Source organism: Limnobacter sp. 130, assembly GCF_902506325.1.
Taxonomy (GTDB): Bacteria; Pseudomonadota; Gammaproteobacteria; order Burkholderiales; family Burkholderiaceae_B; genus Limnobacter.
The window spans coordinates 1,214,434-1,226,469 of sequence record NZ_LR732328.1 but is presented as its reverse complement, the minus strand read 5'-3'; the positions used below and the strand labels follow the sequence as shown (position 1 = coordinate 1,226,469).

General features: G+C 54.0%; 9 protein-coding genes and 1 riboswitch. Of the genes, 5 read left to right on the top strand and 4 right to left on the bottom strand.

All coding sequences use genetic code 11. The features are described from left to right. From hemF to FRIGORI9N_RS05790, 3 genes are read right to left on the bottom strand one after another with little or no spacing between them, the layout of a single operon-like run. Positions 1-912 (bottom strand): oxygen-dependent coproporphyrinogen oxidase, encoded by a 912-nt coding sequence (gene hemF / locus FRIGORI9N_RS05800; RefSeq protein ID WP_159568888.1) that lies wholly within the window; start codon positions 910-912, stop codon positions 1-3. 15 nt (positions 913-927) lie between these two features. Then, on the bottom strand, positions 928-2,199 hold the full coding sequence (purD, locus tag FRIGORI9N_RS05795; RefSeq protein WP_159568887.1) for a phosphoribosylamine--glycine ligase: 1,272 nt from the start codon (positions 2,197-2,199) through the stop codon (positions 928-930). Positions 2,200-2,220: 21 nt separating this feature from the next. Further along, positions 2,221-2,946: a YebC/PmpR family DNA-binding transcriptional regulator gene (locus FRIGORI9N_RS05790; RefSeq protein WP_159568886.1), complete on the bottom strand. Its 726-nt coding sequence runs from the start codon at positions 2,944-2,946 to the stop codon at positions 2,221-2,223. 141 nt (positions 2,947-3,087) lie between these two features. Between FRIGORI9N_RS05790 and mscL the strand changes: the two genes are divergently transcribed. The 4 genes from mscL (at position 3,088) to FRIGORI9N_RS05770 (ending at position 9,086) form a co-directional block, all read left to right on the top strand. Then, entirely contained in the window at positions 3,088-3,528 is a 441-nt protein-coding gene (mscL, locus tag FRIGORI9N_RS05785) for a large conductance mechanosensitive channel protein MscL (RefSeq protein WP_159568885.1), read from the top strand. A gap of 130 nt (positions 3,529-3,658) precedes the next feature. Beyond that, positions 3,659-3,774, top strand: a riboswitch (glycine riboswitch). Positions 3,775-3,827: 53 nt separating this feature from the next. Next, positions 3,828-5,117 (top strand): D-amino acid dehydrogenase, encoded by a 1,290-nt coding sequence (locus FRIGORI9N_RS05780; protein WP_159568884.1) that lies wholly within the window; start codon positions 3,828-3,830, stop codon positions 5,115-5,117. A 46-nt stretch (positions 5,118-5,163) separates the two neighbouring features. Continuing rightward, positions 5,164-6,981 (top strand): glutamine--tRNA ligase/YqeY domain fusion protein, encoded by a 1,818-nt coding sequence (locus FRIGORI9N_RS05775; RefSeq protein WP_159568883.1) that lies wholly within the window; start codon positions 5,164-5,166, stop codon positions 6,979-6,981. A 44-nt stretch (positions 6,982-7,025) separates the two neighbouring features. Beyond that, on the top strand, positions 7,026-9,086 hold the full coding sequence (locus FRIGORI9N_RS05770) for a site-specific recombinase (protein WP_159568882.1): 2,061 nt from the start codon (positions 7,026-7,028) through the stop codon (positions 9,084-9,086). A 2-nt stretch (positions 9,087-9,088) separates the two neighbouring features. Here FRIGORI9N_RS05770 and FRIGORI9N_RS05765 read toward each other — a convergent pair whose 3' ends face one another. Continuing rightward, on the bottom strand, positions 9,089-9,649 hold the full coding sequence (locus tag FRIGORI9N_RS05765) for a cob(I)yrinic acid a,c-diamide adenosyltransferase (RefSeq protein WP_159568881.1): 561 nt from the start codon (positions 9,647-9,649) through the stop codon (positions 9,089-9,091). 268 nt (positions 9,650-9,917) lie between these two features. Here FRIGORI9N_RS05765 and thiC point away from each other — a divergent pair, with 268 nt between their 5' ends. Continuing rightward, positions 9,918-11,834 (top strand): phosphomethylpyrimidine synthase ThiC, encoded by a 1,917-nt coding sequence (gene thiC, locus FRIGORI9N_RS05760; protein WP_159568880.1) that lies wholly within the window; start codon positions 9,918-9,920, stop codon positions 11,832-11,834. Positions 11,835-12,036 lie beyond the last annotated feature (202 nt).

Below are 12,036 nucleotides of genomic sequence, written 5' to 3'. Positions count from 1 at the left end.
TCAGGCAACCAACCAGTCTTTGTCCACCAAAAAATCGGTGTACAGCCTTGCTTCGGCACTACCCGCTTCGGGTTGCCAGTCGTAGCGCCATTTCACTTGTGGGGGCATGCTCATCAAAATGGATTCAGTGCGCCCGCCGCTTTGCAGGCCAAACAGTGTGCCCCGGTCGAATACCAAATTGAATTCCACATAGCGACCACGGCGATAGGCCTGAAAGTCGCGTTCACGTTCGCCGTAGGCCATGTTCATGCGACGCTCTACAATGGGCAAGTAGCCTTTCAGGAAGGCATCGCCTACGCTGCGGGTCATCGCGAAACTTTGTTCGAACCCCAGCTCGGAAAAGTCATCGAAAAACACGCCACCCACGCCGCGCGGTTCTTTGCGGTGTTTCAGGTAAAAATATTCGTCGCACCATTTCTTGAATTTGGCGTGGTAATGCGCACCGAACGGATCGAGCGCATTTTTACAGCTTTGGTGAAAGTGCTTTGCGTCTTCCTCGAATCCGTAATAGGGGGTCAAATCCATGCCGCCGCCGAACCACCACACCGATTCACCTTCCACTGTGGTGGCTGCAAACAGGCGTACATTCATGTGCACGGTGGGCACATAGGGGTTGCGGGGGTGAAATACCAGGGAAACGCCCATGGCTTCAAAGCTGGCGCCAGCCAAGCCTTGGCGGCTGGCTGTGGCCGAGCCGGGCAATTTGTCGCCCATCACGTGGCTGAAGTTAACGCCACCACGTTCAAGCAAACTGCCTTCTTCCAGTACACGGCTGCAACCGCCACCACCCTCGGCACGTTCCCAGGAGTCGTTCAAAAACGGCTTGCTTTCAAACTGACCAATGCCTTCAACAATGCTGGCTTGAAGCCCTTGAAGGTATTGTTTCACCTGATTCAGCTCAGCTGGTGTCATGTTTGTGAGTCCTGATTACTTGCGATTGATTGCCCGGTAGCCGATGTCGCTACGGAACTGCATGCCGTCGAAACTGATGGTGTCGACCAGTTCATAGGCTTTGGCCTGGGCTTGGCGCACGGTGTCGCCCAATGCGGTTGCGCACAACACACGACCACCGGAGGTAACCGCTTTTCCGTTTTGCTCAACGGTACCCGCATGGAATACAACGGCCTCGTCGCTGGCTTCGGCACGCAAGGTGATTTCATCGCCTGCGCGCGGGGTTTGTGGGTAGTTGTGGGCGGCAATCACCACGCCCAGCGCGGTGCGGCGGTCCCATTCGGCTTCCACTTGGTCGAGCGTGCCATCAATGGCATGGTCGAGCAAATTCACGAAGTCGCTTTTCAAGCGCATCATGATGGGTTGGGTTTCGGGGTCGCCCATGCGGCAGTTGAATTCCAGCACTTTGATGTCGTTTTTGTCGTCGATCATCAGGCCGGCGTACAAAAAGCCGGTGTACACCAGGCCGTCTTTTTTCATGCCGGCAATGGTGGGGTAAATGACTTCGCGCATGACGCGGGCGTGCATGGTGGGCGTAACCACCGGTGCTGGGCTGTAAGCACCCATACCGCCCGTGTTGGGGCCCAGGTCGCCATCCAGAAGGCGTTTGTGGTCTTGGCTGCTGGCCATGGCCAAGGCGTTCACTCCGTCGACCATCACGATGAAGCTGGCTTCTTCGCCTTCAAGAAACTCTTCAACCACCACGCGTGAACCGGCACTGCCCATGCTGTTGCCCAGCAACATGTCGTCAATGGCCTGGTGGGCTTCTTCCAGGCTCATGGCGACAACAACGCCTTTGCCCGCAGCCAAACCATCGGCTTTGATCACAATGGGTGCACCCTTGGCGTTCACGTAGTCGTGGGCCTTGGCCGCGTCGGTGAATGTTTCGTATTCTGCGGTGGGAATTTTGTGCCGCTTCATGAAGGCTTTGGCGTAGTCCTTCGAGCTTTCCAGTTGAGCGGCCAATTTGGCTGGGCCAAAAATACGCAAGCCACGTTGGCGGAACAAATCGACCACACCCGCGGCCAAGGGGGCTTCCGGGCCCACCACAGTAAGGTGTACCTGTTCTTTGGTCGCGAAGTCGGCCAGTTCGGCCAGGTCGCTGATGGCCACATTTTCCATTTTGGCTTCAAGGGCAGTGCCACCATTGCCGGGAGCAACAAATACTTTCGTTACGCCGGGAGTTTGGCAAATGCGCCACGCCATGGCGTGTTCGCGGCCACCTGATCCAATCACCAAAATTTTCATGTGTGTAATGCTCCGTACTTTTTATTCGTTGATGATCACGTTGGTGTAAACCTGCTGCACGTCGTCCAGGTCCTCCAGCATGTCAATAATCTTCTGCATGCGAACGGCATCGTCGCCTTCCAGTTCGGTTTCGCTGGCTGGCTTCATGGTCAGTTCCGCGTTTTCGAACTTCATGTCGGCGGCTTCAAATGCAGTTTTCAGGGTGTGAAACTCGGGCACGGGGCAGGTCACTTCGATTACACCGTCCTCCGATGTCACCACGTCGTCACCACCGTTTTCAAGAGCAACTTCCATAATCGCGTCTTCGCTGTGGCCTGGCGCGAAAATGAATTGCCCACAGTGCTTGAACATGAACGATACCGAGCCGTCGGTACCCAAATTGCCGCCGTGCTTGGTCAGCGCATGGCGAACTTCGGCCACGGTGCGTACTTTGTTGTCGGTCATGCAGTCAATAATGACGGCTGCGCCACCCACACCATAACCTTCGTAGCGAATTTCCTCGTAATTTACGCCCTCGGCTTCGCCAGTGGCTTTTGCAATGGCCCGTTGCACGTTGTCCTTGGGCATGTTGGCGTCAGCCGCTTTTTCCATGGCCAGGCGCAAACGCGGGTTCGTGGCCACATCGCCGCCGCCCACTCGGGCTGCCACGCTGACTTCACGAATGATTTTGGTCCACACCTTGCCGCGCTTTTCATCTTGGCGGTTTTTGCGGTGCTGAATGTTGGCCCATTTACTGTGTCCTGCCATGGCTCACTTTCTGTTGTTGAATCAAAGAGGTGCGATTTTATCACCACCGTGCACCTGCCGTATTGCCCTGAAAGGAATCCACGGCGATAATCTGCGCGGGTATTGGACTTTTACATTTGTATACACTCAACAGGAGGCAACGTGAGTTTGCTCAAAGACTTCAAGGCGTTTGCAGTAAAAGGCAATGTGGTTGATTTGGCCGTGGCGGTGATTATTGGTGGGGCGTTCAGCGGCATTGTGAAAAGTTTGGTGGACGACTTGATCATGCCGATCGTGGGACGTATTTTTGGCAAGCTTGATTTCTCAAACTTGTACCTTCCCTTGACAGAACTGCCCGCGGGAGTAGAGCCCACACTGGTTGCGGTAAAAGCTGCTGGAGTTCCTGTGTTGGCGTATGGCAACTTCGTGTCTGTATTGATCAACTTCATCATTTTGGCCTTCATTATTTTCATGATGGTACGTCAGGTGGCCAAGCTCACCGCTTCCTTGGCCAAAGAGGAGCCTGCAGCGCCCGCTGCACCTCCCCCCACGCCCGAGGACGTTCTGTTGTTGCGTGAAATTCGTGACTCATTGAAGAAGTAATTTAGACTGGCTTCTCCAGATTCACAGGAGTACAATCGAAGGTTGAATCTGGAGAGTAACTGGCATGTATGTTTGCCGGTTCGCCGAAGGCGCAATCCCCATGAACGCTCAGGCTTCAGTACAGGTTCAGAAATTCAAATCTGGAGAGCGCTGTGCGCGGCCAATCGCCGCGTAGGTACAGCCGCCGAAGAGGCAAGCAACGCAACCCGTTGTGAATCTTTCAGGCAAATGGACAGAGAGGGGCTACAAGGCAAATGGTTTGCCGAAAGCCCTTTTTACTGTTCGTGGAGCCTATTCTCATGAAAGCTATTGTTCTTGGTGCTGGTGTTACCGGCATTACTTCCGCCTGGTTTTTGAAAAAAGAAGGTTTTGACGTCACCGTGGTGGATCGTCAGCCTGCAGCCGGCATGGAAACTTCCTTTGCCAATGGCGGCCAAATTTCAGTTTCTCATGCCGAACCCTGGGCCAACCCCGGTGCGCCGAAAAAAGTGCTGAAGTGGCTAATGCGCGAAGATGCGCCGCTGCTGTTCCGCTTGCGCGCAGATGCACGCCAATGGCGCTGGGGCATGCAGTTTCTGCGCGAATGTACCCCTGAAAAAACTCGTCACAACATCATTCAAATGGTGAATTTGGGCACTTTCAGCCGCGACACCCTGCAAGAATTGCGTACCGAGACTGGTATTGAATACAACTGCCTGACCAAGGGCATTCTGCACTTTTACACCAACCAGCAAGAATTTGATGATGCCCTGGAACCTGCTGAAATCATGCGTGAATTCGGCTGTGATCGCAAAGTGATCAGCGCTGAAGAAGCTGTCCGCCTTGAGCCCGCCTTGGCCACTGTGAAAGACAAAATTGCCGGTGCAACATTCACCGATGCAGATGAAAGCGGCGATGCACACGTGTTTACGCAAAACCTGTCCAAGCTGTGTGCAGCCAAAGGCGTTGAGTTCAAATACGACACAGCCATTCTGGGCCTGGACACTGAAGGTGGCCAAATCAGCGGTGTGCGTGTACGCGGCGCTGATGGTCAGGTTCAAGTACTGAAAGCCGACAAGTACTTGCTGTGCATGGGCAGTTACAGCCCAATGCTGGTAAAAGACTTGGGCGTGGATTTGTTGATTTACCCTGCCAAGGGCTATTCAGCTACTTTGCAGATCGACGATGCGAGCAAGGCGCCCCAGGTTAGCCTGACCGACGACGAGTACAAGCTGGTGTTCAGCCGTTTGGGCGACAAGTTGCGCATTGCCGGCACCGCCGAATTGAATGGCTACAGCACGGAATTGAACGATGTGCGTTGCAAGGCCATTACCCGCCGCGTCATGGAACTGTTCCCCGGCATGGCCGACCCCGAGAAGGCCGTGTACTGGACCGGTTTGCGCCCTGCCACGCCATCCAACGTGCCCTACATTGGCGTGTCCAAAATTTCAAACCTGTACCTCAATACTGGCCATGGCACGCTCGGCTGGACTCACTCTTGTGGCTCAGGTCGTTCAATTGCTTCAATCATGAACGGCAAACAGCCTGAGCTGGATTTCGCATTTACTGGAATTTCTTCCAAGAAGGGCGAGGCCTTGGCCGTTGCCTAAGGCTTGTTTTTGCTAACATCAGCGCATTCGCCAACAGGATGTGCTGATGTCTGATTCTGCAAACAAAACCACCAATGCCGGGGCTGACAACGCCCCAGCTTCCAATTTCCTTCGCAACATCATTGATGCGGACTTGAAAAAGCCCGAGTATCAGTCGCGCCCATGGGCTGGTAAGCCAGGTGGTGCAGACGTACATGAGGGCGCACCTGCCGACCCTGCAGCAATACGCTTGCGTTTTCCGCCCGAGCCCAATGGCTACTTGCATGTGGGCCATGCCAAAGCCATTTGCGTGAACTTTGGCTTGGCCAAAGAATACGGCGGCGCCTGCCACATGCGGTTTGACGACACCAACCCCGAGAAGGAAAGCGAAGAATTCGCCGATTCCATACTGGATGCCGTGTATTGGCTTGGCTTCAGGTGGGAAGACTTCGGCGACGACAATCTGTATTACGCCAGCGATTACTTCGACTTCATGTACCAGGCTGCTGAATTTCTGATTCAGGCTGGCTTGGCTTATGTGGACGAACAAAATGCCGATGACATGCGCGCCAATCGTGGCACGTTAACGCAAGCTGGTGTGGATTCTCCGTTCCGCAATCGCCCTGTGGCTGAAAGCCTGACCCGCTTTCGTGCCATGCGTGCAGGCGAGTTGCCCGATGGCGCCGCCGTGCTGCGTGCAAAAATTGACATGGCCAGCCCGAACATGAACATGCGCGACCCGGCCATTTACCGCATTCGCCGTGCTTTTCACCACCGCACGGCCGATGAATGGTGCATTTACCCCATGTACACCTTCGCGCACCCTATTGAAGACGCGCTTGAGCGCATTACCCACTCGTTTTGTACGCTTGAGTTTGAAGATCAGCGGCCGTTCTACGACTGGCTTCTCCGCAATCTTGCTGCAGAGCACACTGCAGCGGATGGCAGCCTGATCAAACCCATATTGAGCCACCCACTGCCCAAGCAAGTTGAGTTTGCCCGCTTGAACTTGAGTTATGTGGTGACCAGCAAGCGCAAATTGCAGCAATTGGTAACTGAAAACAAACTCAGTGGCTGGGACGACCCCCGTATGCCCACCATCGTGGGTTTGCGCCGGCGTGGCTACACGCCTGAGGCCATTCAGCTGTTTTGCGCCCGCATTGGTGTGTCCAAGTCCGACTCCTGGATTGACTACTCAGTGCTGGAAGGCGCTTTGCGCGACACGCTCGACCCCGTGGCTCACCGTGCGGTGGCGGTACTTGACCCCATCCCGTTGATTCTGGACAACGTCGACGATGACTGGGCTGATTTATGCACCGCACCTGTTCACCCGCACCAACCGCATTGGGGCACACGCCAGTTCACGATTGGCAAGCGCTTGTGGATTGAGGCGGAAGATTTTCAGGAGAATCCCGAGAAGAAGTTTTTCCGTTTGTTCCCCGGCAACAAGGTGCGCCTGCGTTATGGCTATGTGATCGAGTGCACGGGCTGCGACAAAGATGAAAACGGCAAGGTGATTGCCGTGCATGCCCAGGTGTTTCTGGACAGCAAATCGGGTACACCCGGCGCCGACACTTACAAGGTAAAGGGCAATATTCACTGGGTCGATTCAGAGGATTGCCTGCCCGCCACCGTGCGCCTTTACGATCGTTTGTTTACCGAAGAGCATCCTGATTCTGGCGGCAAGAACTTCATGGACAGCCTGAACCCCAATTCATTGACCGAGGTGAAGGCATATCTGGAAGCGGGCTTGAAAGATGCGTGGTCTGGTACGGTCTATCAGTTCGAACGCCACGGTTATTTTGTGCCCGATTTGAAAGACCATACTCTGGAAAACCCGGTGTTTAACCGGGCCACCACCCTGAAGGACAGTTGGAGTAAATAGCCAATTCATCGGGTACACTAGCCCTCGGACTAGGTATTCAGAATATGGCAATGAATCCAAACTACAACATTCGAGGTGCGCTGCTGACCATCCTGAACGGGATGAGCCCAGACACCGAGCACGAGGCGGACATTGCCCACCTGTGCCACTTCATGGAATGGTTTCGAGAAGGAGCTCCCGGCTCCGACTTCGAAATTGAGCGGCGATTTTCCATGCTGGTGGAGGCGCTTGAGCAGTCCAATGACCTGCGTGTGCAGGTCAAGGGCTACCTTGAGCAGTTCCTGAAAGAATCGCGTTACCGGTACACCTTTGCCGAGTTGGGTATCCTTGGCAATGAAACTTTCGGTCAGGCCATGAAAAACCGGATTTTTCAGCGCCTTTTGCCCGCCACGGTTGAAGACAAAACCGTGCGTGAATCGCTCAGCCTGATGTTTACCAAATCAGATGACCACGAGTGGCTTGAATCGATCAGTGTACCTAGCTGGACCCGCCTGTTCCATGTGCTGGAGTGGCTGGACCCCGCCATGCCCCTGTGGAAACGTATCCAACACGAAATGCTTGAGGCCATGGAAATGCTGGCCGTGCGAATTGCTGCCTTGGGCATTGATTCCGAAGTGGTTCGTTGTTTGGGTATCTCAGAGCGGCATACCTCCCCATTCGTGGAGCAGCACCTGGAATTGCGCAACATGATTGGGCAGGCTCACGAGAAACTCAGCAACATGGAGCCCCTGCACGACTTGGGTGATCACCTGGATGTGTTGCTGGATCAGTGCCAGGGACAAATCAAGAAAGCCTACGCACAGGCCCGTGTTCAGGGTATTTCAGTCACTCTGAGTATGCAGTTGATTCGACTAGAGCAATCAATCAACCGCATGCGGCGCCTGTTGCAACTGCTGGGCGCCTTACCCACTGAAAACCGTGTGGGTACCTGCGTTCAATTCTTCTGTACTTTGACCCGGGAAGAAAACCGCAAACATTCAATTACCGATTTGTGGCGTGGTTTGACTGACAAACTCGCCTTGCGAATCACCGAACATGCAAGCCAGTCTGGCGAGAAATACGCCACGGAATCCCGCTCGGAATACTGGAAAATGGCCCGCGCTGCCATGGGGGCCGGGGTTATTATTGCGCTACTTTCGCTTTTCAAGGCAGGTATTTCTGATTGGCATTTGCCCCCGTTTTGGGAGGCTGTGTTTTTCAGCCTGAATTACGGCATTGGCTTTGTGATCATTCACCTGTTGGGGTTCACAATTGCCACCAAGCAGCCAGCCATGACTGCCGCCCGCATTGCGGCTGCCATCGATGCTGCCAATGGTCGGTTAAGCTCCGCTGACCGGGTTGCTGATTTGATTACCCAGGTAGCTCGAACCCAGTTTATTGCGATATGGGGCAATGTATTGCCTGCATTTGCCACAGCCACTGTGGTGGCAGTGGGCCTTACCTTCTTGCTCGGCGAATCGCCAATTGCAGTGGAGAAAGGCGAGAAAATGCTGCTGGAATTGAATCCTTTGCTTTCTGCGGCACTACCGCATGCGGCCATCGCGGGCATATTTCTGTTTTTGGCGGGTGTTATCTCGGGTTATTACGACAACCTGTCGATTTATCACCGTATTCCCGACAGAATTCGAAAGGTACCTTGGCTACGCAAGCGTCTTGGCGTGGTCCGCGCCAACAAACTGGCCGATTACTTGAGCAAAAACACGGGCGCTTTGGCGGGTAATTTTTTCTTTGGCTGCATGTTGGGTTCTGCGGGTTTTGTGGGGCTTATTCTGGGTTTGCCAATCGACATTCGGCACATTACCTTCTCGGCAGCCAATATGGCGTATGGTTTTCAAGCCCAGGAATTCATGTTGAGTGGGTTCGAAGTAGCGATTGCGGTTGTGGGTGTATTCCTGATCGGCATGGTGAACCTGGCCGTGAGCTTCAGCCTGGCGTTTTTCACCGCTTTGCGGGCACGTGGGGTTCGAAAACTGGAAAGCCTTTCCCTGGCGGGACGCATTTTCAAGCGGTTTTTCACGAGCCCAGGCGAGTTTTTCTATCCACCCAAAGAAACGGGCCCAGCCGACAGCAATGTGGTGGGCCCAGCCAAAACCGAGTCCAAGTAAGCTTATTCTTGCGGGCGGTTGAATCCCTTTTTCCATTGCACATCCCGCACGCCTTTTTTGTGGTGAATCCAGCGTGAGGCCACAAACAGGAAATCGGACAAGCGGTTCATGTAGAGCAGCAGGTCTTCAGGCTGTTTTTGTTGCTGGTTCAAATCCACCAGCACCCGCTCTGCCCTGCGGCACACCGTGCGGGCAATGTGAGCGTAAGCAGAGGCTTTGCTGCCGCCAGGCAGAATAAATTCTTCAAGGCGGGGTAGGGGTTCATTGAATTCCTTGATCAGGTCTTCAAGCCTACTCACGGCTTGCTGCGGAAATACATCAAAGCCGGGCATGCACAGGGCTGCACCCAAATCGAACAAATCATGCTGAATGCGGGTCAGTTCTGTGGCCAGGCGTTCAGGTAGCGCCTCGGTCAAGATCAAGCCAATGTGACTGTTCAGTTCATCGACATCGCCCATGGCATGAACGCGAAGATCGTTTTTGGCCAAACGGCTGCCATCGGCCAAGCCAGTGGTGCCATCGTCGCCGGTGCGGGTGGTGATTGAACTGAGTCTGTTGCCCATGAAATTGCGTGATCCGAGAAAGTTGAACAAAAAGAGCGTCTTGTGCAAACCGCGTATTGAGGTGTTGCTGGCGCGGGCCTATACTTTGAGCTTGTTTGAGTTTAACGCAGGGGTCCTGGCAAATTGTTGCCGGGTGAGAAAAACCCTCACACCTGTGCAGATAATGCTGTTTGCAGGAAGCGTTTCACTGGCCTTTCTCCTTGTGGGTGGTCGGGTGGAATGATCATGCACCCGGCACGAACACGATACACGCCCAACAGGAGTATTCATGAGCGCCAATCCAGATTTTCTAGCCGCAACCGCCAAGGTTGACGAAGCTGCGGTCAAGCCACTTCCCAATTCCCGCAAGGTCTATGTGCAGGGTTCTCGACCCGACATTCAGGTGCCGATGCGTGAAATTTCGCAAGACGACACCTCTACCTCATTCGGTGGCGAGAAGAACCCGCCAATTTATGTGTACGACTGCTCGGGCATTTACACCGACCCCGATGCAAAAATCGATATTCGCTCAGGTCTTCCGGCCATTCGCAATGCCTGGATTGACGAGCGCGGTGACACCGAGATGCTGGACGGTCCAAGTTCCGAATACGGCATTGAGCGCTTGAACGACCCCAAGCTGACCGAGTTGCGTTTTAACTTGCAGCGCAAACCCCGCAAAGCCAAGGCTGGCAAGAACGTGACGCAAATGCATTACGCACGCCAAGGCATTATTACGCCTGAAATGGAATACGTGGCCATTCGCGAAAACATGCGCCGCCAGGAATACATTGAAAGCCTGAAACACGCTGGCGGCAAAATTGGCGCCAAAATGGTTGACCTGCTGACCCGTCAACACCCAGGCGAATCGTTTGGTGCCTCGATTCCTGAGCAAATCACGCCTGAATTTGTGCGCGATGAAATTGCCCGTGGCCGCGCCATTATCCCCTTGAACATCAATCACCCTGAAGTTGAGCCCATGATCATTGGCCGAAATTTCCTGGTGAAAATCAACGCCAACATTGGCAATTCGGCTGTTTCTTCCTCGATCGGCGAGGAAGTGGAAAAAATGACCTGGTCAATTCGCTGGGGCGGTGACACGGTCATGGACTTGTCCACGGGCAAGCATATTCATGAAACCCGCGAATGGATTTTGCGTAACAGCCCCGTGCCCATTGGTACCGTGCCCATTTACCAGGCCTTGGAAAAGGTCAATGGCAAGGCTGAAGACCTGACCTGGGAAATTTTCCGCGACACCTTGATCGAACAGGCGGAGCAGGGCGTGGACTACTTCACCATTCACGCGGGTGTGCGCCTGGCCTATGTGCCCATGACAGCCAGCCGCATGACCGGTATTGTGTCTCGCGGTGGTTCAATCATGGCGAAGTGGTGCCTGGCTCACCACAAAGAAAGCTTCCTGTACGAGCACTTCGAAGACATTTGCGAAATCATGAAGGCCTACGACGTCAGCTTCTCGCTGGGCGATGGTCTGCGCCCCGGTTCCGTGTGGGACGCCAACGATGAGGCCCAATTGAGCGAGCTTCGTACTCTGGGCGAGTTGACCCAGGTCGCCTGGAAGCACGATGTGCAGGTGATGATTGAAGGCCCGGGCCACGTGCCCATGCAGCTGATCAAAGAAAACATGGATATTCAGTTGAAAGAATGCCACGAGGCGCCTTTCTACACGCTGGGCCCATTGACCACTGACATTGCACCCGGTTACGACCACATCACCAGTGGCATTGGCGCTGCACAAATTGGTTGGTATGGCTGTGCCATGCTGTGCTATGTCACGCCCAAAGAACACTTGGGCTTGCCAAACAAGAAGGACGTGAAAGACGGCATCATCACTTACAAAATTGCTGCACATGCCGCCGATTTGGCCAAGGGGCACCCTGGTGCTCAAATTCGGGACAATGCGTTATCGAAAGCACGTTTCGAATTCCGCTGGGACGATCAGTTCAATTTGGGTCTGGATCCAGACACGGCTCGTGAGTATCACGATGAAACTTTGCCCAAACAGAGCATGAAGGTGGCGCACTTCTGTTCGATGTGTGGTCCGCACTTCTGCTCCATGAAAATTACCCAGGACGTGCGCGAATACGCCGAAAAGCTGGGTGTTTCTGAAAAAGACGCCCTGAGCAAGGGGATGGAAGAGAAATCCATCGAGTTCATCAAGAAAGGGTCTGAGATTTACCACAAGACCTGATTTTTAAAAGATAAATTGACACCGCCCCGTCGTCTTTGTACGATTAGGCGGTGTTTTTTTATTACAGGAGTGCTCGGGCCTTTCCCGACCGTCTATGGATAGTTCCAGTTGTCGAAGTTGTTCAAACTTCAACTCGCCGTCAGTGGCAAACCTTTTCAAAGCGCATGTAGCGCACCAGTTCTCCAAGTCCTTCCAGCCTAAA

What these genes read in the sequence shown, in the direction of transcription:
- purD (WP_159568887.1), bottom strand. Translation starts at nt 2,199, where the DNA reads ATGAAAATTTTGGTGATTGGATCAGGTGGCCGCGAACACGCCATGGCG.
- FRIGORI9N_RS05775 (WP_159568883.1), top strand. Translation starts at nt 5,164, where the DNA reads ATGTCTGATTCTGCAAACAAAACCACCAATGCCGGGGCTGACAACGCC.
- thiC (WP_159568880.1), top strand. Translation starts at nt 9,918, where the DNA reads ATGAGCGCCAATCCAGATTTTCTAGCCGCAACCGCCAAGGTTGACGAA.
- hemF (WP_159568888.1), bottom strand. Translation starts at nt 912, where the DNA reads ATGACACCAGCTGAGCTGAATCAGGTGAAACAATACCTTCAAGGGCTT.
- FRIGORI9N_RS05765 (WP_159568881.1), bottom strand. Translation starts at nt 9,649, where the DNA reads ATGGGCAACAGACTCAGTTCAATCACCACCCGCACCGGCGACGATGGC.
- FRIGORI9N_RS05770 (WP_159568882.1), top strand. Translation starts at nt 7,026, where the DNA reads ATGGCAATGAATCCAAACTACAACATTCGAGGTGCGCTGCTGACCATC.
- FRIGORI9N_RS05790 (WP_159568886.1), bottom strand. Translation starts at nt 2,946, where the DNA reads ATGGCAGGACACAGTAAATGGGCCAACATTCAGCACCGCAAAAACCGC.
- FRIGORI9N_RS05780 (WP_159568884.1), top strand. Translation starts at nt 3,828, where the DNA reads ATGAAAGCTATTGTTCTTGGTGCTGGTGTTACCGGCATTACTTCCGCC.